This window comes from Gemmatimonas sp. (genome assembly GCF_044344655.1).
Classification (GTDB): domain Bacteria; phylum Gemmatimonadota; class Gemmatimonadetes; order Gemmatimonadales; family Gemmatimonadaceae; genus Gemmatimonas.
This window is the reverse complement of sequence record NZ_JBIJCN010000018.1, coordinates 22,161-47,022: the sequence shown is the minus strand read 5'-3', so window position 1 is coordinate 47,022 and position 24,862 is coordinate 22,161. Positions and strand designations below refer to the sequence as shown.

At 65.5% G+C, this 24,862-nt stretch carries 27 protein-coding genes; 17 read left to right on the top strand and 10 right to left on the bottom strand.

Annotation, left to right across the window (positions count from 1 at the left end; genetic code table 11):
• Positions 1-13 precede the first annotated feature (13 nt).
• From ACIQ51_RS07020 to ACIQ51_RS07000, 5 genes are all read left to right on the top strand, one after another.
• A complete protein-coding gene (locus ACIQ51_RS07020) occupies positions 14-415 on the top strand; it encodes a glyoxalase superfamily protein (RefSeq protein ID WP_396204323.1) in 402 nt (133 codons plus the stop codon).
• Between the two features lie 268 nt (positions 416-683).
• The gene (locus ACIQ51_RS07015) at positions 684-1,298 is read left to right on the top strand and encodes a hypothetical protein (RefSeq protein ID WP_396204313.1); all 615 of its coding nucleotides are present in this window, start codon (positions 684-686) and stop codon (positions 1,296-1,298) included.
• A gap of 66 nt (positions 1,299-1,364) precedes the next feature.
• Positions 1,365-1,712 carry an iron chaperone gene (locus tag ACIQ51_RS07010; RefSeq protein WP_396204312.1) on the top strand — a complete coding sequence of 116 codons (348 nt, stop codon included), beginning with the start codon at positions 1,365-1,367 and terminating at the stop codon, positions 1,710-1,712.
• 317 nt (positions 1,713-2,029) lie between these two features.
• Positions 2,030-2,182, top strand: coding sequence for a hypothetical protein (locus ACIQ51_RS07005; RefSeq protein ID WP_396204311.1), 153 nt, complete (start codon positions 2,030-2,032; stop codon positions 2,180-2,182).
• Between the two features lie 13 nt (positions 2,183-2,195).
• On the top strand, positions 2,196-2,924 hold the full coding sequence (locus ACIQ51_RS07000) for a hypothetical protein (RefSeq protein WP_396204310.1): 729 nt from the start codon (positions 2,196-2,198) through the stop codon (positions 2,922-2,924).
• Positions 2,925-3,001: 77 nt separating this feature from the next.
• Here ACIQ51_RS07000 and ACIQ51_RS06995 read toward each other — a convergent pair whose 3' ends face one another.
• From ACIQ51_RS06995 to ACIQ51_RS06985, 3 genes are all read right to left on the bottom strand, one after another.
• A complete protein-coding gene (locus tag ACIQ51_RS06995) occupies positions 3,002-3,397 on the bottom strand; it encodes a hypothetical protein (protein ID WP_396204309.1) in 396 nt (131 codons plus the stop codon).
• 305 nt (positions 3,398-3,702) lie between these two features.
• A complete protein-coding gene (locus tag ACIQ51_RS06990) occupies positions 3,703-4,260 on the bottom strand; it encodes a hypothetical protein (protein WP_396204308.1) in 558 nt (185 codons plus the stop codon).
• A gap of 191 nt (positions 4,261-4,451) precedes the next feature.
• Complete coding sequence (locus ACIQ51_RS06985; RefSeq protein WP_396204307.1) at positions 4,452-4,808, bottom strand: hypothetical protein; 357 nt, start codon at positions 4,806-4,808, stop codon at positions 4,452-4,454.
• A 453-nt stretch (positions 4,809-5,261) separates the two neighbouring features.
• On the opposite strand from ACIQ51_RS06985, the gene ACIQ51_RS06980 reads away from it, so the two are divergent.
• The 7 genes from ACIQ51_RS06980 (at position 5,262) to ACIQ51_RS06950 (ending at position 10,494) form a co-directional block, all read left to right on the top strand.
• Positions 5,262-5,480 (top strand): hypothetical protein, encoded by a 219-nt coding sequence (locus ACIQ51_RS06980; RefSeq protein ID WP_396204306.1) that lies wholly within the window; start codon positions 5,262-5,264, stop codon positions 5,478-5,480.
• A 17-nt stretch (positions 5,481-5,497) separates the two neighbouring features.
• Complete coding sequence (locus tag ACIQ51_RS06975; protein ID WP_396204305.1) at positions 5,498-6,622, top strand: M48 family metalloprotease; 1,125 nt, start codon at positions 5,498-5,500, stop codon at positions 6,620-6,622.
• Positions 6,623-6,890: 268 nt separating this feature from the next.
• Positions 6,891-7,277, top strand: coding sequence for a hypothetical protein (locus ACIQ51_RS06970; RefSeq protein ID WP_396204304.1), 387 nt, complete (start codon positions 6,891-6,893; stop codon positions 7,275-7,277).
• An 89-nt stretch (positions 7,278-7,366) separates the two neighbouring features.
• Complete coding sequence (locus ACIQ51_RS06965) at positions 7,367-8,011, top strand: hypothetical protein (RefSeq protein WP_396204303.1); 645 nt, start codon at positions 7,367-7,369, stop codon at positions 8,009-8,011.
• 223 nt (positions 8,012-8,234) lie between these two features.
• Complete coding sequence (locus ACIQ51_RS06960) at positions 8,235-8,645, top strand: bleomycin resistance protein (protein WP_396204302.1); 411 nt, start codon at positions 8,235-8,237, stop codon at positions 8,643-8,645.
• 46 nt (positions 8,646-8,691) lie between these two features.
• Complete coding sequence (locus tag ACIQ51_RS06955; RefSeq protein WP_396204301.1) at positions 8,692-9,147, top strand: hypothetical protein; 456 nt, start codon at positions 8,692-8,694, stop codon at positions 9,145-9,147.
• A gap of 165 nt (positions 9,148-9,312) precedes the next feature.
• Positions 9,313-10,494 (top strand): serine hydrolase domain-containing protein, encoded by a 1,182-nt coding sequence (locus ACIQ51_RS06950; protein ID WP_396204300.1) that lies wholly within the window; start codon positions 9,313-9,315, stop codon positions 10,492-10,494.
• A 73-nt stretch (positions 10,495-10,567) separates the two neighbouring features.
• Here ACIQ51_RS06950 and ACIQ51_RS06945 read toward each other — a convergent pair whose 3' ends face one another.
• Positions 10,568-11,938, bottom strand: a complete 1,371-nt coding sequence (locus ACIQ51_RS06945; RefSeq protein ID WP_396204299.1) for an amidohydrolase family protein — start codon at positions 11,936-11,938, stop codon at positions 10,568-10,570.
• Between the two features lie 262 nt (positions 11,939-12,200).
• On the opposite strand from ACIQ51_RS06945, the gene ACIQ51_RS06940 reads away from it, so the two are divergent.
• From ACIQ51_RS06940 to ACIQ51_RS06925, 4 genes are read left to right on the top strand one after another with little or no spacing between them, the layout of a single operon-like run.
• The gene (locus ACIQ51_RS06940; RefSeq protein WP_396204298.1) at positions 12,201-14,570 is read left to right on the top strand and encodes a DUF5916 domain-containing protein; all 2,370 of its coding nucleotides are present in this window, start codon (positions 12,201-12,203) and stop codon (positions 14,568-14,570) included.
• A complete protein-coding gene (locus tag ACIQ51_RS06935) occupies positions 14,557-15,096 on the top strand; it encodes a DinB family protein (protein WP_396204297.1) in 540 nt (179 codons plus the stop codon). The genes ACIQ51_RS06940 and ACIQ51_RS06935 overlap by 14 nt, the downstream gene beginning before the upstream one ends.
• 52 nt (positions 15,097-15,148) lie before the next feature.
• Positions 15,149-15,427 (top strand): hypothetical protein, encoded by a 279-nt coding sequence (locus ACIQ51_RS06930; RefSeq protein WP_396204296.1) that lies wholly within the window; start codon positions 15,149-15,151, stop codon positions 15,425-15,427.
• A complete protein-coding gene (locus ACIQ51_RS06925) occupies positions 15,427-16,590 on the top strand; it encodes a hypothetical protein (RefSeq protein WP_396204295.1) in 1,164 nt (387 codons plus the stop codon). Before ACIQ51_RS06930 ends, ACIQ51_RS06925 begins: the two co-directional genes overlap by 1 nt.
• Here the strand turns inward: ACIQ51_RS06925 and hutG are convergent.
• The 4 genes from hutG to hutU are packed head-to-tail and all read right to left on the bottom strand — an operon-like array spanning position 16,587 to position 22,018.
• Positions 16,587-17,540, bottom strand: a complete 954-nt coding sequence (gene hutG / locus ACIQ51_RS06920; protein ID WP_396204294.1) for a formimidoylglutamase — start codon at positions 17,538-17,540, stop codon at positions 16,587-16,589. The two genes, ACIQ51_RS06925 and hutG, sit on opposite strands and share 4 nt — an antisense overlap.
• On the bottom strand, positions 17,537-18,751 hold the full coding sequence (hutI, locus tag ACIQ51_RS06915) for an imidazolonepropionase (protein WP_396204293.1): 1,215 nt from the start codon (positions 18,749-18,751) through the stop codon (positions 17,537-17,539). The genes hutG and hutI overlap by 4 nt, the downstream gene beginning before the upstream one ends.
• A gap of 6 nt (positions 18,752-18,757) precedes the next feature.
• Positions 18,758-20,296 (bottom strand): histidine ammonia-lyase, encoded by a 1,539-nt coding sequence (gene hutH, locus ACIQ51_RS06910; protein ID WP_396204292.1) that lies wholly within the window; start codon positions 20,294-20,296, stop codon positions 18,758-18,760.
• 24 nt (positions 20,297-20,320) lie between these two features.
• Positions 20,321-22,018, bottom strand: a complete 1,698-nt coding sequence (gene hutU, locus ACIQ51_RS06905; protein WP_396204291.1) for a urocanate hydratase — start codon at positions 22,016-22,018, stop codon at positions 20,321-20,323.
• Between the two features lie 103 nt (positions 22,019-22,121).
• Between hutU and hutC the strand changes: the two genes are divergently transcribed.
• Positions 22,122-22,829, top strand: coding sequence for a histidine utilization repressor (hutC, locus tag ACIQ51_RS06900; RefSeq protein ID WP_396204290.1), 708 nt, complete (start codon positions 22,122-22,124; stop codon positions 22,827-22,829).
• Positions 22,830-22,835: 6 nt separating this feature from the next.
• Here the strand turns inward: hutC and ACIQ51_RS06895 are convergent, their stop codons facing one another.
• Both ACIQ51_RS06895 and ACIQ51_RS06890 read right to left on the bottom strand, forming a co-directional pair.
• On the bottom strand, positions 22,836-24,458 hold the full coding sequence (locus ACIQ51_RS06895) for an amidase family protein (RefSeq protein WP_396204289.1): 1,623 nt from the start codon (positions 24,456-24,458) through the stop codon (positions 22,836-22,838).
• Positions 24,459-24,521: 63 nt separating this feature from the next.
• Complete coding sequence (locus ACIQ51_RS06890; protein ID WP_396204288.1) at positions 24,522-24,827, bottom strand: hypothetical protein; 306 nt, start codon at positions 24,825-24,827, stop codon at positions 24,522-24,524.
• Positions 24,828-24,862: the final 35 nt, after the last annotated feature.

Genomic DNA, 24,862 nt, shown 5'->3' with positions numbered 1-24,862 from the left:
CACTCCAGAGGAGGTGACCATGGCACGTGCGATTCCCCTTTTGCCTGCCGATGATCTACGCGTCGCGAAAGCGTTCTACGTGGACGGGTTGGGCTTCTCGATCCGGTTCGAGTCCTCCCAAGACGGGATTGCAGGCATTCTGGGGCTGGAACGTGGTGGCATCGCGCTTACCATCGATGCGCCGATGTCGGGGCACGGGCGGGGGGTCTGCGTTTCGCTGGAAGTCGAGGACGTCGACCAGTACTATGCCGAGTGGAGCGGACGCGTCGGCGTGCTCCGGGCACCGGTGGATGAGCCTTGGGGCGCGCGCACCTTTGATCTACTCGACCCGTGCGGGAACACCCTCTTCGTCATGGGGCCGCTCGCCGCCAAAGGCGGTCGGTCATCTCCCGGGTCGCCCGGCGGGTCGGTCTAACGACGGTTGCTACTGAAGGGGTGACCACAACACTGAAATGGGGCTCGGCGCCCGCCGGTCGCCCCGCAGCAGAAACTGACGTTAGGCAGCACAGGACACACTGCATCCACTCTCACGGCGACAAGCACATCACGGAGCGATCATGGGACTTCTAGGCGGGATGATTGGCAATGCTTCGAAGATCGACGCTGCCAAGATTCAAGTGGAATTCAGCCAGATCCTTGCCGCTGGCGAGACGGTTGAGCACGCGTAATCTCCGGAGTCCTCCATGAGCAAACCACGGCGCCACGACCCTCCGACGGATGGGCTCAACATCGTTCCGTTCGCGAGTATGGCCGGAGGGTGGTTGGGTCCCCTCCTGATGTTCTGGCTCTATCTGTGGGGGCCACTGCGGCCGTACACGTACCCCAGTGGTGATCTGCTTCCAGGCGCGTGGTTTGTGGTCGTCGTCTTCGCCTGCATCGCACTGTGGTGGGTCCTCCCGCGCGCGTACTTCGAGATCCGCGAGTTTGAGCGCACCGGCCGGATTTATCGGGCGCTGGGCGTCCTCGTCTTTCGCCGGTTCGCGCCCAATGGGGATTTTGCAAACCAGTGGGAGCGGCGAGCGAATCCGGACTTCCGCGTGATTGGCGGTCGTCGTGCTGCGGCCGACTTCGTCCTACGCACGGAGCAGAGTGAGCGCGGTCACCTCGTGCTCCTGGCTCTGGGCATCGTGTCAGCGGTCTACGCCTGGCGTATCGGATGGCACGGCTGGGCCACGTATCTGAGTGTGGGAAACGTCCTGGTGAACGTCTACCCAATCTTGCTGCAACGGTACACGCGGAGCCGCCTGCGCGTCATACTGCACGGGGGCCGAAGCACACTCGGCGCCGCCACGGCCTAACGATACGAGCGGTAGGCCGCACAAACGACGCCGTTTCCGCCCGCAGCCGCTTCAATAGCCCCAAGCATGCCGTTCCTCTCACATGACGAATACCTCGCTGTACAGCCAGCCTTGCTGAGGGAGCGGCTGGAGCAGATCCAGCGTGTGGTAGAGGCCCAAGTCCCTGAGGCAAAGAGAACGGTCAGCTACAACATGCCGGCGTTTACGATCGGCAGAACGTTCTTCTACTTTGCCGCATTCAAGAAGCACATCGGCATCTATCCACCGGTCACTGCAGACGCGTCCGTGCGAGAAGCAAGTACACCGTACAGAGGACCGAAGGGCAACTTGTCGTTTCCGCATGCCGAGACGCTGCCGCTTGACCTCATCGCGAAGGTTGCCGTTGCGCTGGCGGCGCAGTACCGCGCTGTATGAACGCAGCCATGCCGTGCCATATTTCGCATTGACCGCAGGGCGTTGCGTTGGATCTACCCGGACAGTTCGGCGTCGCGCCACCGACGCCCCCCACGGGGCAGCCCTGGGGGCTGCGCATCGCATATCTTGTCGATCCAGCGGGCGTGTTGTGGCACGTCGCGCAGCGGCGACCGGGTACGAGTCACGACTGAGTGTGGCGATCGGTTGTGCCGCGGCCCGCTTGCTGCGCGCAACGCCGACCGATGCCTCGGTTACCCCGTGAGCCCGGAAACGGCAGCCGAACGCCAGCACCATCCGAACCTCTTGGAGCACCGCACATGAAGAAGTTATGGAGTGCGCTTTCTGCCGGCGCCAAGGCGATGCGCAGCGGCCCCACTGGCGACCGGTTCGAAGTCGCTGGCCGACCCGTGCGCTGCCCGCACTGCGGCGGAGTCGAGTGGTTCTTGGCGGATCCCGAGGAGCGCGCGTAACCGAATCCGCCCGGTGCAGGTGCTGCTCGGCCACCGCGACGGGAGTATGGCCGTCCACGTCGTTGCCGACACGAAGGTCAACGACGAATGGGGAGACGTCGCGATGGCGACCGTCCGTCACCTGCTCATCGGCTGTTCGACGCCAGCGCGAGCGGCCACCGAACTCGTTTCTCCACACCCTATGCGCACGTTCATGATCAAGATGTCTGTCGCCGTGGTCGTCGCGGTTGCCGCAGTCACGCTCGCGACGTCAGCCGCATCGGCCACTGCCGGCTCGGCAACCCAGTCGGCTGCGATCGAGGAGTATCTCTTCACGGTGCAGGCCGCGCGAGGCACCACCACCCCACTGAAATCCACCGGCCCTGTAGACGAAACGTTCCGGCTCACTCTCGTTGACATCGACCCGGTGACGATGTTCGCGAACCGACCGTTCCGAGACGCCAGCCTGATCAGCCCCCAGGTGCTCACCAGCCGGTGGAAATCGTGGTTCGGCGGTAACCCGCCCAATGCCGTGCTCACCTATGCCCGCAGCGGCAGAGCCCCGGGGTCGATGGTCATTGAAATTGACCACCCGACGTACAACGCCGCCGCCCGAACGATCACGTTCACGGCGACGCGACTTTCACGCGAGCACGATCCCATCGAGAAGGGTGCGAACTGGCAGCGACTCACCACCCCGTCGTCCATGACGAGCGTCAGTCTCTTCATCGACTTGGTGCAGAGCAAGAAAAAAGAGCCGTAAGCACTCGGCGTTTCAATCCGGGACAGTCGACGCCCCTCGGCTCGCGGGTGCGGTCCGCGATGAGAGGCGGATTGCTTCTACTGGGAAAAACGGTACCCGATCCCAAGGCCCGGCTTCCAGGAACCGTCTTTTGTGGCGGTCTTCGCGTTGTAATACAGCGGCAATTGCACAACCATGTGCTTGAACGCGTAACTCACTCCGACTCCCAATACAGGCAAAACGGATGCGTTCTTGATGGCTGATTGATCTTCTTTGTAGCGTAACGACGGCAACATCCCGAACATCACTCTGGTCGAGCCCGACTTGTACGAAATATTGGGGCCGGCAAAGTTCAAAAAAGCACCGTGGTCAACGTACCCCGTAACGATCATCCCTTCGTATCCGGATACCGCGATCTTTTTGTCCTGTGCCGTCGCCGGCTGTGACAACACGGCGGACAACACGACGAAGGGCAGAAGGAATCGGCTGTTCATGAATGCGAGAGAGAGGTTGGACGGAGACGTGTCCTGTACGAGTACAGATCGACGCTGAGATCGTACAGGCCACCCGATGCGGTGTCGACCACTCGGCCGCTCACCCTGCTGAATATCACGTTGCCCCACCTTCATCCCGGCGCGCTCTCCGTGATGGTCGCCTCGTGCTACTGGTAGCCGATACGTTCGAGCCGCGTGTGCGTACGCATACGGGCCAGAGGAACGATGGCCGGCATCTCGCCCTTCAGGAGGCCGTCCGCACCAATGCAGCGGCGACATGCGTCACGAAACGCATCATCTGGTACTCACCGGAAATACATCCGGCCACCAAGATTGAATCGCGACGACCACACGGCGTCGCCACGGTAGTCCGGGACGGACACGCCGTTCACCGTGGCGTCAGTGAAGGTGCCGTGCGAGAAGAGCAGGCCGGCGTCGAGCGCCATGCTTCGATTGACGAAGTGCTGCACGCCGCCGCCGAACGTGGCGGCGTTGCCGATAAATGCTCGCTCGTTCGTGTACGCCGCCTGGTTCCAGGCGCGTCCTGAGAAGGCACCTTCCACGTAGGGTACGGTCGCGGATGTGCCGTTGGCCAACGACAAGCGCAGGCCGACGTCGGTGTGAATCACGCCGTAGTCCATCAGCCTCGCGCTGAGTGTGGCCACATCGTAGGCGAGAAAGAACGCGACCGTCTGGTTCAGACCGTAGGAGAGTCGGAGCCCAACGCCGCCGCCCTTGTCGGTCACGCTCTCGGGCGATCGAATGGCCGCTGTATTGAGATGCATCCCGACCGACAACCCGCTCGTGTTCGACCGTGCCGAACGGTCGAGCGTCTGCGCACGCGCACTCGCGACCATCGTCATGGCCAGCGCAGTACCTGACAGTATTCCCAGCGTCCATCGATGCATGCGCTGCCTCCGAAACGGGTGGACCATAGGATGCCGAGCGGCGGGGTGAGTGGGCGCACCAGGCCACCGAGGGCCGATCTGACGTACTGGTTCTTTCGTTTGCGCTCGAGATCGAGCCAAACCTCGCGGCAGCATTCGCTCCGCGTCTACCTGGGGCTGATGGCGAAGTCGATCAGCACGTCCTTGACGAAGCTGGTGGTGACTTTCATCCCGCCAGCCGAATAGCTGCGCGTGAGGACGGTGAGCGTACCTTGCCGCTCCTCGGTGGCGGTGTCGGCGGGGGTGGGGGCCGTCTTGATCGAGTCGCGCAGCGCCCGTTCGCGCGCCGACTCCCCAGCGGTGCCCGAGGACACGCGCTGCGTCCCGGCGTCATCGAAGAGGGTGCCGAAGCCACCGCCGCCCAGCTGGAAATCGATGTGCGAGTCCCCCTTGATCACCACCTTGGTGACCATCACCTGCTGCCCCACGTCGAGGGCCGTGCCAAACTCCTTGATACGGTCCATCTGTTCATGAATGCGAGAGAGAGGTTGGACGGAGACGTGCCCTGTACGAGTACAGAATAGTTGAATCCCTTGCCTTTGGTGGCTCCCGGCGCTGCTCTCGCCCTCGTTCGACGGCCAGGAGCGCGTCATCCCGCCAAAGCATCGCTGACGAAATCCATGCTCCACCGCTGGTTGGCCCCGCTGATGGCCGGATTAGGGACGCGCTCGAGCACCATACGCTTCCGAGATCTGCAGTCCGCCGTCTTCGCCCCCGCGTCCCACTCGTGCAGCACCGCTACGATCAGGGCCTCGGTAAACCGACTCGTTTTCCTGACTGAGCTGGCTGACGTGCCGTAGCTTTCGCCCAGAAGGTGTCTCATCAAGCGTTACTCTTGACAGGGCTGCTGTGGAGTGCGCCTTTTCGCTGTGCGTCCTGGTCGCATTGTGTGATTGGTCCCTCACTCCCCCATCATCATGATGATGTACGCACGCGTGCTCGCCCTCGCGGTCATGACGTCCGGTCACATCGCGAGCTCCGAAGGCGGCAGCAAGAAGATCACCTATGCCAAGCCGTCGGCTGCTTCATCTCCCGTCATCGTGAAGCAGAGCACCGCGCACCGTCAGTGGACACGCGCAGGTTCGATGTACATTGATTGCACCGAAGGTCATCCTTTGCTGCCCGAAACTACCTGAAAACGGAGAGCAGGCACGTGGCATCCCGTCTATCACGCACGATCACGCTCCTCGGGTTGATCGCGATCAGTATGGGGGCGTGCGTTGCCCCGCAGTCGCAGATGGGCACGGTCGGGGCCTCGGATCTGGCGATTGAAGCCGAAACGCAAAGCCGTTTTTTCATCGAGAGCGAATGGGAAAATCAGGCCCGCGTTGACCGACTTCTATATCCACTCGCTCGGGCGAGTGTCGACTTGTGCGGCCCCAAGGCGCGTCCCGAATTGGGAGCCAGGCTGGCCGTTCGGGACTCATGGACGCGTGACTTTCGAAGTGCAGCAGAGGCGCTCGGGATCAGCGATTCCGTGACCGTTACCCACGTGAGTCCCGGTTCACCCATTGCCAATGTGCTTCAGCCGGGTGATCGGATTCTCAGGCTCAACGACAAGCCGGTTGGGCAGAAGGCAACGGGGCTAGATCAGGCCAAGAAGACCTTCCGGACCCTGCAGACGCGCGCGCCCTCCGCTCTCAGGGTGGTGTATGCGCGTCCCAGCACACCGCGGAACGGCTTGGTGGGCGGACCGGTTCGGGTCGACTCGGGGGTGTTCACCCCGGACCTCCTGTGCAGCGGCATCGCCGAGATTATCAGGGAAGATGAAATCAACGCGTATGCTGACGGGGAATTGGTGTACGCGACGACGGGAATGCTTCGTTTCGCAAGCGACGGAGAACTGCAGACCGTGCTTGCGCACGAGATCGCGCACAATTCGGAGCGCCATATTGAATCGAAGATGACGAACGCCGGTTGGGGCGCTCTTCTGGGGATCATTGCCGATCTAGCATTGGCGTCTCAGGGGATCAACTCCCAAGGCGCATTGACGGAATGGTTCTCCGAGATTGCCGCGATGGCGTTCAGTCAGGATTTCGAGCGGGAAGCCGACTACGTCGGCGCTTACATCTTGGCACGAGCGAATCAGCCCACAGAGAGGATGTCGCTTTTCTGGCGACGCATCGCTGCCGAATCACCCGGATCGATCAAGTTCGCCAGTTCGCATCCAACCAGTGCAGAACGCTTTATTCGCCTGCAGCAATACCATGTCGAAATTCAGGGAAAACGCTCGGGCGGTGGCCCTCTGTCTCCGAACAGGAAGTCCGACAGGAAATAGCAGGTAGGCGTTCTGCAACGCTGCCTGCAGGCGCCGGCCGACAATCTCAAGCCGCGGATTGATCTGCCGACGCACAAATCAACGAGGCGAAGCCACTCGCGAAGGGCGAGGCCGAGCCAGTCGGGCTTGTGGAGGGCGTTTGGAGTTCCCATGCTCCTGTCGTGGCAGGAAAATTCGATCACGAAACACCAACGAACGACAACAACCGAAAATCATGCGCATCCGTCAATCAGTCATTTGTAGCATCTTGCTCGTTTCCGGTCTTTTCATGACCAACGTTGCGGGTGCGCAAGTGGCGGTCATCGTCAATCCGAAGAGCACCACAGCACAGATGACGGCGGATCAGGTCAGCGCGATCTTCCTCGGCAAAACACGAGCCTTACCCGGTGGCGGAGTGGCGCAGCCCGTCGACTTGCCTGCATCTGCCCCCGAGCGTGACCAGTTCTATTTGAAGGTGACCGGCAAAACGGCGAGCCAAGTCAAGGCGATTTGGTCGAGGTTGGTTTTCTCAGGCAAAGGACTTCCGCCAAAGGAGTTGGGCACGGCTGCTGACGTCAAAAGGTTCGTCGCGACCAACCCGAATGCGATCGGCTACATCGAAAAGTCTGCGGTAGATGCCAGTGTCCGAGTGGTCTTGAGCGTCGACGGGCGGTAGACGTTTCATTCATCGAGGCGCTTCTGCGAGCGCGCGGTCCCGCGTTGTCTTTAGGCGGGGTCATCCCATCCCTTCGATCCGATGCTGCCATGACAAAGCTCAGAGAAGGTGGTCCATTCTCGATCATCTTCGCCTTCTTCCTTGGTCTTCTCCTGACGGCGTTCATTGGCGTTGGCGTCAATACCTTCCACCCATCACCCGCCGAGCCCCTGGAAAGACAGATGCGGGCGCTGGGGAGCGAGGAACGGCAGCTCGAAGGCGGGCGCCCCGCGGCGGCCCTTTCAGCCGACGAGCAGGCGCAGATGCGGAGCATCCGTGATTCCGTCGAGGTCCTGAGTCGCCGAGCCGAGCAGGTGAGCGAAGGGTGGGCGCGAAGCACGAGCCTGATCCTGATCGCCTTTGCCACGCTGGCGATGGCAGTTGCGGTACTCCGGGCGGATCAGCTGTCGACGCTCAGCAATGGCCTGCTGCTGGGTGGCGTCTTCACCATGCTCTATGGGGTGGGACTGATTCTGGCGACGGGCACCTCGATGGCGCGATTCATAGCGATCACGCTGGCGTTGGTCGTCACGCTGGGGATTGGGTACCTGCGCTTCGTGCGGCGACGGGGCGGGGGGCTTCCGGTGGAGCGGCCGATGGCTGAGGCTGCGGTCTTGAATGGGCTCGAGGCACGGGTCCAGGCAATCGAGGCGCAGCTGGAGGGGATCCGGAAGGCGCTGATTGCCCGCGATTGATCAACAGATCACGTTCTGGAGTGTGCAGTGAATCTTGGTGTCCTGGCACTGGCGGTTCTCGCAATCCATGCACCGGCGGCGGCCCAATCACGGACGCTGACTGATCACGCTCCGGTCGTTGGCGTGTAGCGTATCGCGCACGTACCACGGATGGCTCACCGGCGGCCGCTTTGCAGCAGCACCCGGTCTCGTTTGGCCCCATTCCTGATCTCCGAGGTCTTGCATGCCAACCGACATCACGGCTGTCCACCCGGTGCTCATGGCACGTGATGTTAGCGTCTCCCTGGCGTTCTACGCCCGGCTCGGCTTTCCGGAAGTGTTCCGGGACGCCGCGGAGGCGCCGCGCTATGCCGTGGTGCGCCGCGGGCCGGTAGAGCTGCACCTGCAGTGGGCGGATCCGGGGCAGTGGGCGCATGCGGGCGACCGGCCGGCGTACCGGTTTCCGACGCCTGATGTGGACGCGCTTCACGCCGAGGTACTCGCGGCCGGCGCCCTCGCTGAGCAAACAGCCGGGCCGTTCGCCGTACCCAAGGACACGCCGTGGGGCACGCGGGAGTTCCATGTGCGCGACCCGGGCGCGAACGTTCTGCAGTTCTACGGTCCGCCGGCGTCTACCCGCGCCGGCGTGGCTTAACGAAGCGTTGCCGCCGAATTCAACGTTCGCCGAACGAGTGCTCTCCGTGAAAAAGCCGCCACGAGACAGAAAGGCTGGAACCGACTGGGAGGCGCGATTCGCCTGCCATCGGGAGCCCGAAGTGAAAGTGCTGGAGAAGGCTTTTGCCGGCATCCCCGCAGGCGCCCGAATGCTGGTCGTCACCCCGTCGGTTGTCGATGCAGCGGTGGCTGAGATCCCGTTCGGGGCGGTCGTCGCGGCGACGACACTTCGCCAGACCTTGGCCGCGTCGCACGGGGCTGAACACACGTGTCCCGTAACGACCGGGATCGCGCTGCGGGTGGTGTCGGAGCGAGCGTATCTGCGCCGGCAGGCGGGTGCGGCCTCCGTCACTCCGTTCTGGCGGGCCGTCGACCCGGACAGCGAGTTGGCGGGCAAGCTCGCCTGTGGACGCGAGTTCGTTCGGCGCATGCGGTTGGCAGAGACCGCCACACCCGGTGCTGGCGCAGACTTCGCCTCGTAAGGTCCCCCACGAGCAGAGCAATGGGGTAGGCGCGTCTCGATCGGCCGGGTGGGCGCCATCACCACGCCGTTGCTGATTGGCGGTGAGCTCTCGTTCTTTGCCGGCAGGTGTCCCAGGCCGACCACAGCTATTCCGCCGTCTATGTAGGCGGCGTAGGATATGACCATGACCTGCCGACTCTCCTGCTCCGCTCTCGCCCTCGCGTTGCTCGCCGCCTCGTCGCTCGGCGCCCAGCCAACAGCATTTACGTGGCCAACCGCGACGCCGTCGACGGTCGGTCTCAATCCCGCCGTGCTCGATAGCCTCGACGCCGAAATCACGGCGGGAAGGTACGGCAACATTGACCGCATGCTGGTCATTCGTCGGGGTCGGCTCGTGATCGACAAGCGGTATCCGCGCGACTACGACAAGATCTACGGTGACTCGTCGCGCGCCGCCTCATCGCTGAACAACTCGCACGACCCGACGGGGCCCTTCAACTACTTCAACCCGTGGTGGCACCCGACGTATCGGCGAGGCACGCTGCACACGCTGCAGTCCGTGTCCAAGACGGTGGCCTCGGCGGTTATCGGGGTGGCGGTCACCAGAGGTGAATTCCCCGCACTCGACACGCCGATTCTCACGTTCTGGGACACCAGCACCGTGGCGAACCGCGATGATCGGAAGCGGCGCATCACCATCCGCCACTTGCTCACGATGACGGGTGGATTCGATTGGAACGAAAGTGTTCCATATAGCGATCCGCGCAACACGGCGGGTGCGCTCGAGGCGAGCCCCGACTGGGTCAAGTTCACCATCGACCGGCCGATGATGCGCGAGCCGGGCACCCAGTTCAACTACAGCAGCGGCGAAAGCGCGCTGCTCGCACACATCTTCTTTCGTGCCACCGGCGTCGACATCGAGGAGTACGCGGCGCGGCATCTCTTCGCGCCACTCGGCATCACCAACTGGCATTGGAAGCGCACGACGTCGGGCGCCATCGATACCGAAGGGGGCTTGTATCTCGAAGCCACCGACCTGGCGCGGATCTGGCAGCTCTGGCTGCAGGGCGGTCGGTGGCAGGGCACGACCGTCGTGTCGGAACGCTGGGTGCGCGAATCGGTGACCCCACACATCCCGACCAGCACGCGTGCTGGCGCGCCGCAGTACGGGTACAAGTGGTGGTTGTACAACAATCCGGTACAAGCGGGCGCGTTCATCTGGGCCGGATCCGGATTCGGCGGGCAGTTCCCGATGGCGTTTCCTGATCAGGAGATGGTGGTGGTCTTCAATGCGTGGAACATCAGCGGTGGCCCCACGCTGCCACTGCGTGCCGTGCAGGAACGGCTGATTCGCGCGGCGAAGTAGGCGACCCCGATCACGCGGTGGCCCGCCTACCCACCGGTTATCCCTGCCCGCTCTGCCGACGGCAAGCTTCCGCTTACTGCCCCTTACCCCTCCGACCGGCGTTCGGAGGGGCCGGCGACGCCGCCTTCCGCGCCGCGGCCTTGAGCGCGGCTCGCGCTGAGCGGTCATACACGCGTCCATTCGCCACCACCAGGTGCACGCGGGCCACGTTGCCAATGTCCACCACTGGGTCGGCGTCCAGCACCACCAGATCAGCAACGGCTCGCGGCGCCACGGCCCCGAGTGAGTCGGCGGCCAGGTAGCGCGCTGGCTCCGTCGTTACCGTACGCAACGCCTCGCGCGGCGAGAGGCCGGCCGCCACGAGGTGACGCAGCTCTCCCACCAGCGACATCCCCGGTCCCCCTGCGGCAAGCGGCGAGTCGGTCCCCCCCAGCAGTGGGACGCCGGCCAGGTGCAGTCCGCGCACGACCTCGAGGCGCTTCCGGAAGAGCACCGCGCCCGCCGCGAGCGCCGACGGTGGTACCGCGGCGGGCAGTTCCATCTCCATTGCCACCCGCTGCATCAGCGAATCAGTGTAGAACTGCGCCGTGCGGTCGCCGGCCACGATAGTCGGGCGCATGGTGGCCACGAGTTCCTGCACGATGAGCGTGGGGGTCACCCACGTGCGGTGCTTCGCGAGCGCCGCATACACGCCTGTCCGAGACGCCGAGGTACAGGTGCCCATTACGAACTGCTGAATCGGGAGCGCCGCGGCCACGACCGCGGAATCGGCACGGGCGCAGCGGTTCATGAAGGCGTACAGATGCTCCTGTGAACGCTGCCCCGCTGCCGCGGCCTCCTCCACCGTGGTGGGGGGCGCGACATGTCCCGCGAACACCATGTTCCGGCGCCGCGCCTCCGCCGCGATTACCCGGTACGCCTCGGCGGAGATCCCGTTGTGCACCTTGATGAAGTCCGCCCCCGACGTGGCGACCGCCGTCACGGCCGTCACCGCACTCGCGGAGTCACGCACCACGTAATGCGGGATCCCCAGCGCTGGCGGGAGCGGGCGTCCCACGAGAAACGGCCCGGATACCACCAATCGGGGCCCTGCCAGCGTCCCCGCCGCCACCTCGCGCTGGAAGCCGCGTACGACTTCCAACCGTCCATTCATGTCGCGCACCCCGGTCACGCCATGCGCGATATACAGCGGCAGCAGCGCACGTCCTCCAGGGACGTCGGTGTGTACATGCATATCCCACAGCCTAGGGATCACGAACTTTCCCGCGGCGTTTACAACGCGGGCATCTCGCGGCACCGGCGTGGAGGCGCTGGGCCCAACGGCGTCAATGTGCGTGCCGCGCACGACGATGGTCTGGTCCCGGCGCGGGCGCGCTCGGTCGGGGTCGACCACCGTGACGTGCGTGATGGCCACCACCTGCAACAGCACGGACAGAGCGGGCATGAACGCCTGGGCGAGAGACGGGGTGGAGGGTGTGGCGACGACACCCCGGTGCGCCTATCCTAGTCGCCGCACGAAGCGCCCGCCAATCCGCATGATCGGGACCCTGCTGACGATGCGGTTGCGGAAGGATCGGGTTCGACAACTTCGCGCGACATGTGGGGGGGACGCGCCGGGGCGGCCTAATCCCCCGTCCTCCCCACGATATGGTCAGCTGCCCAGACCTCGCCTGACGGATCGGGGCTGGTCACGCTAGACTCCGGCCATGATTTCTGTCCTGATGGCGCTGCTGCAGCAGGTCAACGGTCCCCCGCCACTCGCGCCGGAGGCCCTGCCCGCGCCCACGCCGGCGGTGGCCACCGTGTTTTCGGGGCGGGCGCGCCAGCTCTCGGCCAGTGCGCCCCGCCTGCGCGACTCGGTGACCATCGATGGCGCGCTCTCCGAGCCGGTGTGGCAGCAGGCGTCGGTGTTGACGGAGTTCACCACCTACAGCCCGGTGGACGGCCGCCCGGCGCCGGACAACACCGAGGTTCGCCTCTGGTACGCCGAGGATGCGCTCTATGTGGGCATCCGCGCCTACGCCCCTGCGGGGACGGTGCGCGCTACGCTGGCCGAGCGTGATCGCATCGCGAACGACGACTGGATGGCGATCCACCTCGATACGTTCCTCGATCGCCGTCGCTCGTTCGTGTTTGCGGTGAACCCGTTCGGGGTGCAGGCGGACGGCATGCGCAGCGACGTGTCCGCGGGGCCCGGCGTGTCGCGCGCGTCGCTGCAGGCGGTGGATCTGTCACAGGACTATGTGTGGCAATCCAAGGGACGACTGCTGGACGATGGCTACGCCGTCGAACTGCGTATTCCCTTCAAGTCGATCCGCTATCAGGCAGCTGGCACGCAGGACTGGGGCGTGCAGATCGTTCGCCAGATCCAGCGGACCGGGTATCAGGACACCTGGGCGCCCACGTCGCGCGCCCTGCAAGCGTTCACGCCGCAGTCCGGCTACCTGCGCGGCATGACAGGGATGAAGCGCGGGCTCGTGCTCGACGTTACGCCGACCTCGGTGAGCTCCACGACCGGCCGGCCGGCGACCGACGGGTGGAAATACGGCGCGCGTGGTGAGTTCGGCGGCGACGTGCGGTGGGGGATCACCTCCAATTTCACCGTGAATGCCACGGCCAATCCCGACTTCAGTCAGGTCGAGACCGACGTGGGGCAGATCCCCGGCGATGTGCGCTTTGCGCTCTTCTTTCCGGAGCTGCGTCCGTTCTTCGTGGAGGGGAGCGAGCAGTTCGACGCGCCCAACCGTCTCGTGAATACCCGCTCGATCGTGCAGCCGCTGGCGGCGCTCAAGCTCACTGGCAAGATCCCGCGGACCGACGTGGGCGTGATGTCGGCGATCGATGCCCCCACCAGCGGGCGCGACGGCAAAACGAGCCCGGTGTTCAACATCATCCGGCTGCGCCGTGATCTCGGCGAACAGAGCACCGCGGGGATTGTCTTTACCGATCGCACCGAGGGCGCGCGGTTCAACCGCGTCGCCGGCGTGGATTCACGCCTGCAGTTCGCGAAGGTGTTCAGCGTGGATCTGCGGTATGCCGCAAGCATCACGCGCGACACCACCACGCGAACGGGATCCCTATGGGAGGTGAGCCACGGCCGCACCGGCCGCGGCTATGGCTACCGCTACAACCTGCAAGGCTTCACGCCCCAGTTCGAAACGCAGACGGGGTTCGTGAATCGCGTGAACTTCGTGCGCGCGCAGATCAACCAGCGCTATACGATCTTCGGTGCGAAAGGTGGGTGGTGGGACCAGCGGCAGCACTTCTTCAGCGGCAGCTCGCTCTGGACGTACGAGGGCTTCGGGAGTCGCGAGGGGCCACTCGAGGCCCGTGCTTCCGTCGACAACTCCATGGTGATCCGCGGTGGATGGCGCGCGAGTGTGCAGCCCGAGCTGCAGCGCGTGGCATTCGACCCACGGCGCTATGCGCAGTATGCGGTGCTGTCGAAGTCCGGACGAGACACGCTGGCGTTCGCTCCCAGCGACGCACAAACGACGACGACGGTGGCGCTGAGCGTGAACACCCCGCAGTGGCGAAAGGCCGGCGCCACGCTGACGGCCACCGTGGGCACGGAACCGGAGTTCTTCGAAACCTCGACGGTGCGCCGTCGTGAAGTGGAGGCGCAGGTGGATCTGCGCCCTACCTCGCAGGTGCGTATCGGCGGCTTGTTGCGCTATCAGCAGTTCGTGCGAGATCGCGACGGCACGCTCTTCAGCACCCAGATCGTGCCGCGCCTCCGGCTCGAGTATCAGGTCACGCGAGCGCTGTTCCTGCGCTTCATCGGTCAGGTGGAATCGCGTGATCGCAGCGCGTTGCGTGACCCGCGCACGGAGCAGCCGCTATTCCGTCGCTCTGCGGCAGGTGTGCTGTCGGCGCAGGGAGCGCGCCGATCGCTGCTGGGACGCGCTGACTGGCTCGTGAGCTATCTCCCGAGCCCAGGGACGGTGGTGTTCTTCGGGTATGGCACGGCGCTCGATGCGTCGGAGACGATGCGTCCGGGCGATGTGGAGCGCACCAGCGACGGGGCCTTCGTGAAGTTCAGCTATCTCTGGCGCGTGCGGAATGCCGCGCGGTAGTGCGCTGGGGATCGTGCTGCGTGAGCACGATGGGGCGCTCGTCGAATTTATTGATGCGGTGCGTGGGATACGATCAATTCACTGGCAGCAGCCGATGGGACCAGGACGCTGGAGCCCTGCGGCGCTCACGCTGCATGTCATTCGCGCCTACGAATTCGGGATAACGTCAGCTCGTGGATCCAAGGGCATGGCGCTTCGCGTGCCGCCAGTCGCTGCGTGGGTCTCCGGGCGGTTCATGCTTCCGGTTCTTCTGGCATTCAAGCGGTTCCCTCAAGGTGCAGACGCTCCACCGGAGGTGCTCCCCGACCTCACGGAGGCGGAGCTGCTGTCGCCGGAGGGGGCCATTGCCCGCCTTGAAGATACCGCGAGGCGTGCCGCGGAAGCCCTGTGTCAGCCGTCGGCATCTGCGGTGGTGCACGCATACTTCGGATCGTTGCCGGCCAGGCAAGCGCTGCGCCTACTCAGCGCACATACCCGACACCACGCGCGCGGGCTTCGCCTGCACCTCAGTGCGACGGTGGCGTGAGCCCTTGGCCCCCGAACACCTTGCCGATCCTGCGTTGAACCTGTAGTTCCCTGTGACACGCATTCACCAGCCCAACGCCATGCCCGACGATCGTCACGATCTCTCGCGGACAGCCACTGCGCGCCGTACCGGCCGCCTGCTCGGTCCGCTCGTGTTCCTCCTGCTCCTCGTGCCGACCGCCTCCGACACGCAGGCGCGCCGTCGCTGCCCCCAGTTTGCCCGCGTGCCCGGCTACGGGGCGTGTAGCAACATCGGCGGCAATAGCTGCGGGTTCTGCACCTATCGCTGCAACGACGACACCGTGGTGCGCTGGAACGTGTGCGGGCAGTAATGCCCCGCTCTGCTTGGGCTGGTCTGTTGGCGTTGAGCGTTGCCGGCTGTGCCGGTACGATGGACGCCACCGACGAGGCCCCGGAGGAGCTGCAGGCGGCGCTCGCCGCGCGCACGGTGTATCCGGCCAAGCGTGAGGAGTGGCGCACCGACGTCACGCAGCACACCGATAGCACCATGGTGCCCCTCGTGCTTCGCGCGAGTCGCACCACGGTGGCGCTGCTGCAGGCCTCGCCTGTGCGCATCACCCAGTTCGAGCTGCATGGCAAAGGCATGCTCCTGTCCACGCGGCCGGCGCGTGTTGATCCAGTGCTCAACGCCGAGGTGCCGCGTGACATCGTGGCGCCCACCGATCTGTCACGTGCAACCGAAGATGCGCACGTGGACGTGATTGACAGCGCCACGAGTACGCTCGTGCGTGAATCGATCGGCGGATTCGTGTTCCGCCGCGATCTGCCGATGTTGCGCGGCGGGAGCGGCAGACTGTGCACGGTGTCACCCGCCACGTTGCTGCATGTGCGGCGACTCGGTGCGCGGCGTGTACTCGAGGCGTTCACGCTCACGGCCATCGCCGCGGAGGATTCGCTGCTGGGCCGGCACCTGGTGACGACCGACACATCGGCGCGCCTGCGCTTCGGTGGTGGTGATGCCCGCCGTTGCCTGCTGCTTACCGATCGGGAGGTCCTGATCGTGAGTGCCGCCCAGGACAGCAGCGGTAGGGCCACCCCGCGTGTGGACCGGTTGCAGTTGCCCGGTGACAGCGTGCGCCGCACGATCAGCAATACGATCAGCAATACGATCAGCAATACGACGACCACGCAGGCCAACCGCCAGCCATTCGTCGTGGATGCCTCGATCGTGGACGGTGGCTTCGTTGTCCTCGTGGGGGTCGAGAACGATCGGCAGGGGCGCCTCATCGACTACTACGACGAGCGCGGCACGTATCTGCAGAGCGCGATGCTGCCGTTCACCGCATCAGCGATGGCCGGTGCCGGTCCACGGTTCGTGGCGATGCATCAGGATCAGCGTTACCGCTGGTGGCTGTCCTCCTGGCTCACCCCGATGGCGGCGCGCGGTGCGGAGCCGCCGCCGGAGCCGCCCAGCGTCACCCGGGCACCGGAACGGCAACTGTTCGAGCGGCCGCGCATCACGCCGTCTCGCTAGCGCACTCCGGGGCCCATCGCGCCGACGGCGCGGGCAATCCCCGCCACCAAACGCGCCGCCGTCCGTGCCGTCCGTCCCCCCTCGTCGTGGGCCGGGTTGAGCTCGGCGATGTCGGCGCCGAGCAGCCGCCCGCTTGCGCACACCTGCCGCACGATGGACTCCACCGTCGGTAACGGTACGCCAAGCGCCGCCGGTGCTGATACGCCCGGTGCCACATGGCCTGGCAGCACATCGAGACAGATCGTGAGATACACCCCGTCGCACTGCGCGAGGTCGCGCTCGAGCAACGCCTGCGCCTCTGCAACCTTCCCGGCAGACTGCAGCGCCTCGTCGAGGCAATAGCGCACCCCGAGAGACTCGGCCCGGTCGAACAGCGCGCGCGTATTGCCGAAGCGGCTGATGCCCAACACGTGGTATTCGAACGGGCGTGACGTTACCGCGCACCACTCGGCCATCTGCCGGAACGGCGTGCCGGAGTTCGCCTGGGCAGCCATGCGCAGATCGAAGTGCGCGTCGATGTTGACCACCAGCAGGCGCTGTCGATCCAGATGCGCGCGGACGATCCCCTGAAAGGTACCCCACGCCATCTCGTGCCCGCCGCCCAGCACGATCGGGGTGCATCCCTGCGTGATCGTATCGGCGACCTGTGTGGCCAACGCCTCCTGCGCCTGCTCCAGCGCCGAGCCGTCGCAGGAGATGTCACCGGCGTCCCACAGCGCCGGTTCCTCCAGCAGGGGCATGTTGGCCAGCGCGCTACGCAGCGTATGCGGGCCCTGCGCCGCGCCCACGCGGCCCCCGTTACGGCGCACGCCCTCGTCCACGGCAAATCCGATCAGCGCCACGCCATCACGCGACATCGGCGTGAAGGCGCGCATCACGTGATGCCACCGGCGCGTATCGCCAATCTCCTCGGCATCGGTCCGCCCCTGCCACACGAACGGTTCGCTCATACGCGCTCCACGCCGGCAGCGACCACACGGCGGCACGGGTTGGTCCCAAACCAGTAGGCGAGTTCATTGGGGTGCGCCACGTCGAAGGCGGCAAAGTCGGCGCGCAGTCCGGCGGCCAGTACCCCACGATCGCGAAGTCCAAGTGCCTGCGCGGCGTGCTGCGTAATGCCGCGGATCGCCTCGAGCGGCGTGAGGCGGAAGAAGATGCAGCTCATGTGCGCACTGAGCAGGAGGGAGAGCCCCGGCGACGTTCCGGGATTGTGATCAGTGGCCACCGCCATCGGCACCCCGGCCTCACGCAGCGCAGCGATGGGCGGCACGCGTGTCTCGCGCAGCATGTAGAATGCGCCGGGGAGGAGCACCGCCACGGTGCCCGCGGCCTCCATGGCCGCGATCCCGTCGCTGCCGAGATACTCGAGATGATCGCACGACAGGGCATCGAATTCCGCCGCCAGCACGGCGCCGCGCTGATCCGACAGCTGCTCTGCATGCAGCTTCACGGGGAGTCCCAGCGCTCGCGCTGCGTCGAACACCCGACGCGTCTGTGCCGGGGTGAAGCCGATCGTTTCGCAGAAGGCGTCGACGGCGTCCACCATCCCCTCACGGTGCAGCACCGGTAGCCATTCGCATACCGCCCTGATGTAGTCATCCGCACGGCCCGCGTACTCGGGGGGTACGGCGTGGGCGCCCAGGAAGGTGGTGCGCACATCCACGGGGAGCGTACGCCCGATGGTGCGCGCCACTCGCAGCGAGCGGGCTTCGGCCTCGAGTGACAGACCGTAGCCCGACTTGATCTCGAGGGTGGTGACGCCCTCACGCATGAGTGCCTGCGCGCGCCGTGACGCCATCGTGAGCAGCGCGTCGTCGGTGGCGCTCCGAGTGGCCGTGACCGAGGAGCGGATGCCTCCCCCCGCGCGGGCGATCGCTTCGTAGCTCGCGCCTTCGAGCCGCATCTCCGCTTCGTTCGCCCGATGCCCCCCGTACACGAGATGGGTGTGACAGTCGATCAACCCGGGGGTGACGAGCAATCCGCCCAGGTCCACGTGGCGCGCATCGCGCGCCGACTCCGGCCGATCGCGATAGGCACCCACCCACACGATGGTGTCACCGGCCGTGAGGATGGCACCATCGTCGATGAGTCCCCATCCGTCCTGCGCATCAGGGACCAGCGTGGCGAGACGCGCGTGATGCCAGAGGACCGCGGCGGACATCGCGTGTCAGCTCCAGAGCGTGTCGAGGAGGTCGCGCTGCGCGGCCCCGGCGGTGCCATCGATGACCAGTGCCCGCGCGGCTTCGATGTCGGGAGCGAAGAGGCGATCCTCGGCATAGACGGGCACACGGTGCCGCAGCGCGGCATGCACCTGCTCGAGACGGGGGCTGCTCGTGAGCGGGCGATGGAAGTCCACGCCTTGGGCCGCCGCGAGCCATTCGATCCCGAGGATGGTGGCCGTGTTGTCGGCCATCTCGGCGAGGCGCCGCCCCGCAAAGGTGGCCATGCTGACATGGTCTTCCTGATTGGCGCTCGTGGGGAGACTGTCCACGCTCGCGGGGTGGGCATGCGACTTGTTCTCCGACGCCAGCGCCGCGGCGGTCACATGCGCGATCATGAAGCCGCTGTTGAGCCCGGGGTTGTTCACGAGAAACGGTGGAAGTCCCGAAATGGTACTGTCGATGAGCAGCGCAATGCGCCGTTCGGAGATCGCGCCGATCTCGCTGATGGCGAGTGCCAGCATGTCGGCGGCAAAGGCCACCGGCTCCGCGTGGAAGTTGCCGCCGGAGAGCACCTCGTTGGTGTCGGTGAACACCAGCGGGTTATCGGTGACGGCGTTGGCTTCGATGAGCAGCGTCCGGCTGGCGTTCACGATGATGTCGCGACAGGCGCCCATGACCTGGGGCTGGCAGCGCAGGCTGTACGGGTCCTGCACCCGTTCGTCGTTCACGAGATGCGAACGGCGGATCTCACTGCCGGCGAGCATGGCGCGCGTCACGGCGGCCTGCGCCATCTGGCCGGGCTGCCCGCGCACGGCGTGAATGCGCGGATCGAATGGGGTATCGCTTCCCTTGGCAGCGTCTACGCACAGCGCCCCGATGACGGTCCCCGCCTCCAGCAGTCGCTCGGCCATGAACAGCCCGTGCAGTGCCAACGCCGTGGAGACCTGTGTGCCGTTGATGAGCGCGAGCCCTTCTTTAGCGGCCAACGCGATCGGTGTGATCCCCGCCGCGGCGAGCGCTTCGACCGCTGGCTGCACGATACCACGCACACGCACCGAACCCTCCCCCATCAGCGCGAGCGTCATATGCGACAGTGGCGCCAGATCGCCCGAAGCACCCACCGACCCCTTCACGGGAATGACGGGAACAATGCCCGCGTTGAGCAGCGCGAGCAGGGTATCGACCACCACCGGACGCACGCCGGAAAAGCCACGCGCGAGGCTCGCTGCCTTCATGAGCATCAGCAGGCGCACCGTGGCGTCGCTCATCGGCTCGCCAGTGCCCACGGAGTGCGAGAGGATGAGATTGCGCTGCAGCAGTTCGAGCTGCGCATCGGGGATGCGTGACTTCGCGAGTTTGCCGAAGCCCGTGTTGATACCGTAGGCCGCCTCACCCTTGGCCACGATGGCATGAATGGCCGCCGCGGCGTCTTCGATGGCCTGGTATGCGCCGCGGGCGAGGGTGACGGTGACGGGCTGCTGCCATACGGCGCGCAGATCGGCGAGGGTGAGCTGCCCTGGGGTCAGTGTACGCGTGGGGTTCATAAGCAAGGGGATCCCGGTGGCAGGCTAGCGAAGCATGGGCAGTTGCAGCCCGTACTGCTTGGCGGTTTTGATGGCGAGGTCGTAGCCGGCGTCTGCGTGGCGCATGACGCCCGAGGCGCAGTCGTTCACGAGCACGCGCGCGAGTCGCTGCGCGGCCGCGTCGGTGCCGTCAGCCACAATGACCATCCCGGAGTGCTGCGAATAGCCCATGCCCACACCACCGCCGTGATGCAGGCTCACCCAGCTTGCACCACCAGCCGTGTTGAGCAGCGCATTGAGCAGCGGCCAGTCGCTCACGGCATCGGTGCCATCCTTCATCGCTTCGGTTTCGCGATTGGGGCTCGCCACCGAGCCAGTGTCGAGATGGTCGCGCCCGATCACCACGGGCGCTTTGAGCTCTCCACGGCGCACCATCTCGTTGAATGCCAATCCGGCCACGTGGCGCTCACCGAGGCCAAGCCAGCAGATGCGTGCGGGCAGGCCCTGGAAGCTGATACGCTCACGCGCCATGTCGAGCCAACGATGAGTGTGTGCGTTGTTCGGGAACAGTTCCTTGATCTTCGCATCGGTGCGATAGATGTCTTCCGGGTCACCGGACAACGCCACCCAGCGGAACGGTCCCTTGCCCTCGCAGAAGAGCGGGCGGATGTACGCCGGCACGAAGCCGGGAAAGTCGAACGCCCTTGTTACGCCCTGATCGAACGCGACCTGCCGGATGTTGTTGCCGTAGTCCACGGTTGGAATGCCCATCGCATGGAACTCAAGCATGGCCTGCACGTGTACGGCGCAACTCCTCGCCGCCGCCGTTCTGAGCGCGTCGTGCTGTGTGGTATCCTGCTGGGCCGCCTTCCACTGCTCGAGCGTCCACCCGGCCGGCAGATATCCGTTGATGAGATCGTGCGCCGACGTCTGGTCGGTGACAATATGGGGGCGCATGCTGCCAGCCCGTGCGCGTTTCGCGAGCTCGGGAAGCACGTCCGCGGCATTGCCGAGGAGTGCCACGGAGACCGCCTCCCGGCGCGCGGTGTGCTCCCGGATGAGCGCGAGGGCATGATCGAGGTCACGCGCCTGCATGTCCACGTAGCGCGTGCGCAGGCGGAAGTCGATGCGGCTCTGCTGGCATTCGACCACGAGCGAGCAGGCACCGGCGAGCGTGGCGGCCAGCGGCTGGGCGCCCCCCATGCCCCCGAGTCCGGCGGTGAGAATCCACTTGCCAGAGAGGTCGTTGTCGTAGTGCTGGCGACCGGCCTCGACGAACGTCTCGAAGGTGCCCTGCACGATGCCCTGCGTGCCGATGTAGATCCAGCTGCCCGCCGTCATCTGTCCGTACATGAACAGCCCGCGGCGATCGAGCTCATTGAAGTGCTCCCACGTGGCCCATTTGGGCACGAGGTTGCTGTTGGCGATCAACACCCGCGGCGCATCGGGGTGCGTCTTGAACACCCCGACGGGTTTCCCGGATTGAATGAGGAGCGATTCGTCGTCGCCGAGCGCTCTGAGCGAGGCGAGGATCTGGTCGAAGCACGCCCAGTCGCGCGCAGCGCGCCCGATGCCCCCGTACACCACGAGATGCTGCGGATGCTCCGCGACCTCGGGGTCGAGGTTGTTCTGCAGCATGCGATAGGCCGCTTCGGCAATCCAGTTTCTGCATGCGAGCTGGCTGCCGCGCGGCGCGCGGATGACGCGGGTCGGATCGAGCCGAGGATCGGTACTGGTCGTCATGGGACGTCTCGGGCGGGCGGGACGGCTAGCGGGTGGCCTCGGAAAAATGTATATACAACTTTGTGCGTCGGCAAACCGGTCCCTCTTCCACGATGTCCCTGTTATGAGCGCCACCCCGCGCCTCCCGGCCTACGAGCGCGTGAAGCGCCATGTGCTGCGACATATCCAGAACGGCCACTGGCAGGAGGGCGACGCCATTCCCGGTGAGGAGGCGTTGGCGCGGCAGTTCGGTGTGTCGCGCATGACCGTGAATCGCGCGATCCGCGAACTCAGCGCAGAGCAGATCGTGGAGCGAGTGCAGGGCTCTGGCACCTACGTGGCCCAGCAGAAGTACCAGGCCACGCTGGTGGAGATCCGCAACATCGCCGAAGAGATCGCCGCGCGTGGACACGTGCATCGGAGCGAGTTGCATCGGCTCGAACGATGCCGCGCTGATGCGGTACTGGCTCGGGCATTCGGGGGGCGATCGGGGGCGACGCTCTTTCATTCCGTCGTGGTGCACTTCGAGAATGGCCGGCCCATTCAGGTCGACGACCGTTATGTGCACCCCGACGTCGCGCCGGACTATCTGGCGCAGGACTTCACGTCGCAGACGCCCAATGCCTACCTCATGCGCGTGGCGCCCTTGCAGGGTGTCTCGTTCGTGATCGAGGCGGTGCAGCCGCCGGTATCGATCGCGACCATGCTCACGATGTCGGCGGATGAACCCTGTCTGGTGCTGCGACGGCATACCCGCTCCATGGGCCGCGTCGCGTCCGTGGCGGCCATGTGGCACCCGGCCTCGAGATATCAGTTCACCGGGAGTTTCTGAGCGCCTCTACTTGATGGGCAGCTTCTCACCCGCCAACGGCGGTGTGTGCACCGGCAGCCGTCGTGCCTTGGTACGCTGCTCAAAGGCGTAGCCGAGCCCCAAGAGTTTGGGTTCGCTGAACGCACGCCCAAGGAAGGAGATGCCCACCGGCAGGCGATCGGTGGTGAACCCGGCCGGTACGATCAGGTCGGGGAACCCCGAAAGATTGGCGAGATTCGATCCGCTCGCCGCGCCGCCGCCAGGCGGTTCGGGTGGTGCGGTCAGCAGATCGGGTCGCTTCGGGTTCGTGGGATACACGATCGCATCGAGGGTGTTGGTCGTGATGATCCCATCGAGCAGGCTGGCCACGAGCGGCAGCGCATGGGTGCGTACCGCCGCGTAGCGCGGGTCGGTCAGAGTCCCGCTGGCGAGCTCACGACGGAATAGGCTCCATCGCACCGGATGCGGCCCTGCGCCGTCGGCGCGTGGCGCAACGATCGAGTCGGAGCGGGCGATCATCTCGGCGAGCGTGCGCGGATACCCGGGCTTCAGTGTGGCGAGATACTGCTCGATCTGCGCCGTGAACTCGGGATAGCGCACCGCCGCATAGAACTCGCCCTTGGCCTCGAGCAACCACTTGGGCAACCGCACATCCACGATGGTGGCGCCTGCCGCGCGCATCGTGGCGATCGACGCCTCCATCACCCAGTCCACTTCCCCGTCGAACCCCATGAAGTCACGCGCCACACCGATGCGGGCTCCCTTGAGCGCCGCTGCGTCGAGGTACCGTGTGTAGTCGGTCTCGGTCCGGCCTTCGCTTCGCCTGGTCACCGTATCGGCAGCATCAACACCGGCGAGGATACCGAGCGCCACGGCGATGTCGCTCACATGGCGTGCCATCGGTCCCCCCGTATCGAAGCTGAGCGCCAGCGGAATGATGCCGTCACGGCTGAGCAGTCCGAGGGTGGGCTTGAGCCCAACAATGCCATTCACGGTGGCTGGTCCGCGAATCGATCCGCCCGTGTCGGTGCCAAGGCCAAGGGTGGCGAAGGCGGCAGCGATGGCCGCCCCGGTGCCTCCCGATGAACCGGAGGGGGTGCGTGTCGGGTCATGTGGATTGCGCGTCGGCCCGCCCAGGGAGCTGAACGCCGTCCCGGATGCGAACTCCGACAGGTTCACCTTGGCGATGATCACCGCGCCGGCCTCGCGCAACTTCTTCACGAGAAAGGCGTCATCGGGTGGAATAGACCCTTCGAGCAGGACCGAGCCACCGGTGGTGGGGAGGTCGTAGGTGTCGTAGTTGTCTTTGAGCACCACGGGAATGCCGTGCAGCAGCGAGCGACGCCCCGTGGTCTTGCGTTCGGTATCGAGCGCGCGTGCTTGCTCGAGGGCCTTCGCATTGCGCGTCATCACGGCATTGACACGCGGTCCACGGTCATCGTAGGCGTCAATGCGGGCGAGGCTCAGTGCCACGAGCTTCTCGCTGCTTACCGTGCCCGCATCCATCGCGCGCGCGAGCTGCTGAATCGAGGCCGCCTCGAGTTCGATAGTCTGTGCCGAAGCTGTAGAGCGCGCAGCTCCCGTCCCCAGAAGCAGTGCGGCAACGAGCGTGCTGCGGAACACTCGGCACGGCGCGATTCGTACGGTCATGACATCGTGGAGAAAGGTGACGAACGAGACACGCCCGACGGGCATCCCGGTACGAAACGCCGATTACGATGGGCGCTCGTAGATGGTGAGCACACCAGTGGTGCCGTTGAGCTGCGGCATCCAATCGCGCGCCCCGGGGAAGGCAGGAAGCGCTGATTCGGCATGCTCGAGCAGATCATCCCACCCCGGTGCGTCGTCGTGGGCGGTAAATGTCGTGCCGTCGCGCAACGACAGTCGTAGCGTTACCACGACCCCTTCGCGCTCGGCGTCCACGCGCAACACATCGTCCCACTGCCCAGCGGCCACCGGGCGGGTACCGCGCAGCCGGCTGAAGTCGAACTCCGTGGCTACTAGCAACTCAGGGAGCATGCGGTCTCCGCGTGTGGGGGATGGCGGTCGAACCT

Excerpts from the sequence above, each read along its gene's own strand:
- ACIQ51_RS07015 (WP_396204313.1), top strand. The coding sequence starts at position 684 with ATGAGCAAACCACGGCGCCACGACCCTCCGACGGATGGGCTCAACATC.
- ACIQ51_RS07010 (WP_396204312.1), top strand. The coding sequence starts at position 1,365 with ATGCCGTTCCTCTCACATGACGAATACCTCGCTGTACAGCCAGCCTTG.
- ACIQ51_RS07005 (WP_396204311.1), top strand. The coding sequence starts at position 2,030 with ATGAAGAAGTTATGGAGTGCGCTTTCTGCCGGCGCCAAGGCGATGCGC.
- ACIQ51_RS06995 (WP_396204309.1), bottom strand. The coding sequence starts at position 3,397 with ATGAACAGCCGATTCCTTCTGCCCTTCGTCGTGTTGTCCGCCGTGTTG.
- ACIQ51_RS06990 (WP_396204308.1), bottom strand. The coding sequence starts at position 4,260 with ATGACGATGGTCGCGAGTGCGCGTGCGCAGACGCTCGACCGTTCGGCA.
- ACIQ51_RS06985 (WP_396204307.1), bottom strand. The coding sequence starts at position 4,808 with ATGGACCGTATCAAGGAGTTTGGCACGGCCCTCGACGTGGGGCAGCAG.
- ACIQ51_RS06980 (WP_396204306.1), top strand. The coding sequence starts at position 5,262 with ATGATGATGTACGCACGCGTGCTCGCCCTCGCGGTCATGACGTCCGGT.
- ACIQ51_RS06970 (WP_396204304.1), top strand. The coding sequence starts at position 6,891 with ATGACCAACGTTGCGGGTGCGCAAGTGGCGGTCATCGTCAATCCGAAG.
- ACIQ51_RS06965 (WP_396204303.1), top strand. The coding sequence starts at position 7,367 with ATGACAAAGCTCAGAGAAGGTGGTCCATTCTCGATCATCTTCGCCTTC.
- ACIQ51_RS06960 (WP_396204302.1), top strand. The coding sequence starts at position 8,235 with ATGCCAACCGACATCACGGCTGTCCACCCGGTGCTCATGGCACGTGAT.
- ACIQ51_RS06950 (WP_396204300.1), top strand. The coding sequence starts at position 9,313 with ATGACCTGCCGACTCTCCTGCTCCGCTCTCGCCCTCGCGTTGCTCGCC.
- ACIQ51_RS06945 (WP_396204299.1), bottom strand. The coding sequence starts at position 11,938 with ATGCCCGCTCTGTCCGTGCTGTTGCAGGTGGTGGCCATCACGCACGTC.
- ACIQ51_RS06940 (WP_396204298.1), top strand. The coding sequence starts at position 12,201 with ATGATTTCTGTCCTGATGGCGCTGCTGCAGCAGGTCAACGGTCCCCCG.
- ACIQ51_RS06935 (WP_396204297.1), top strand. The coding sequence starts at position 14,557 with ATGCCGCGCGGTAGTGCGCTGGGGATCGTGCTGCGTGAGCACGATGGG.
- ACIQ51_RS06925 (WP_396204295.1), top strand. The coding sequence starts at position 15,427 with ATGCCCCGCTCTGCTTGGGCTGGTCTGTTGGCGTTGAGCGTTGCCGGC.
- hutG (WP_396204294.1), bottom strand. The coding sequence starts at position 17,540 with ATGAGCGAACCGTTCGTGTGGCAGGGGCGGACCGATGCCGAGGAGATT.
- hutI (WP_396204293.1), bottom strand. The coding sequence starts at position 18,751 with ATGTCCGCCGCGGTCCTCTGGCATCACGCGCGTCTCGCCACGCTGGTC.
- hutH (WP_396204292.1), bottom strand. The coding sequence starts at position 20,296 with ATGAACCCCACGCGTACACTGACCCCAGGGCAGCTCACCCTCGCCGAT.
- hutU (WP_396204291.1), bottom strand. The coding sequence starts at position 22,018 with ATGACGACCAGTACCGATCCTCGGCTCGATCCGACCCGCGTCATCCGC.
- hutC (WP_396204290.1), top strand. The coding sequence starts at position 22,122 with ATGAGCGCCACCCCGCGCCTCCCGGCCTACGAGCGCGTGAAGCGCCAT.
- ACIQ51_RS06895 (WP_396204289.1), bottom strand. The coding sequence starts at position 24,458 with ATGACCGTACGAATCGCGCCGTGCCGAGTGTTCCGCAGCACGCTCGTT.
- ACIQ51_RS06890 (WP_396204288.1), bottom strand. The coding sequence starts at position 24,827 with ATGCTCCCTGAGTTGCTAGTAGCCACGGAGTTCGACTTCAGCCGGCTG.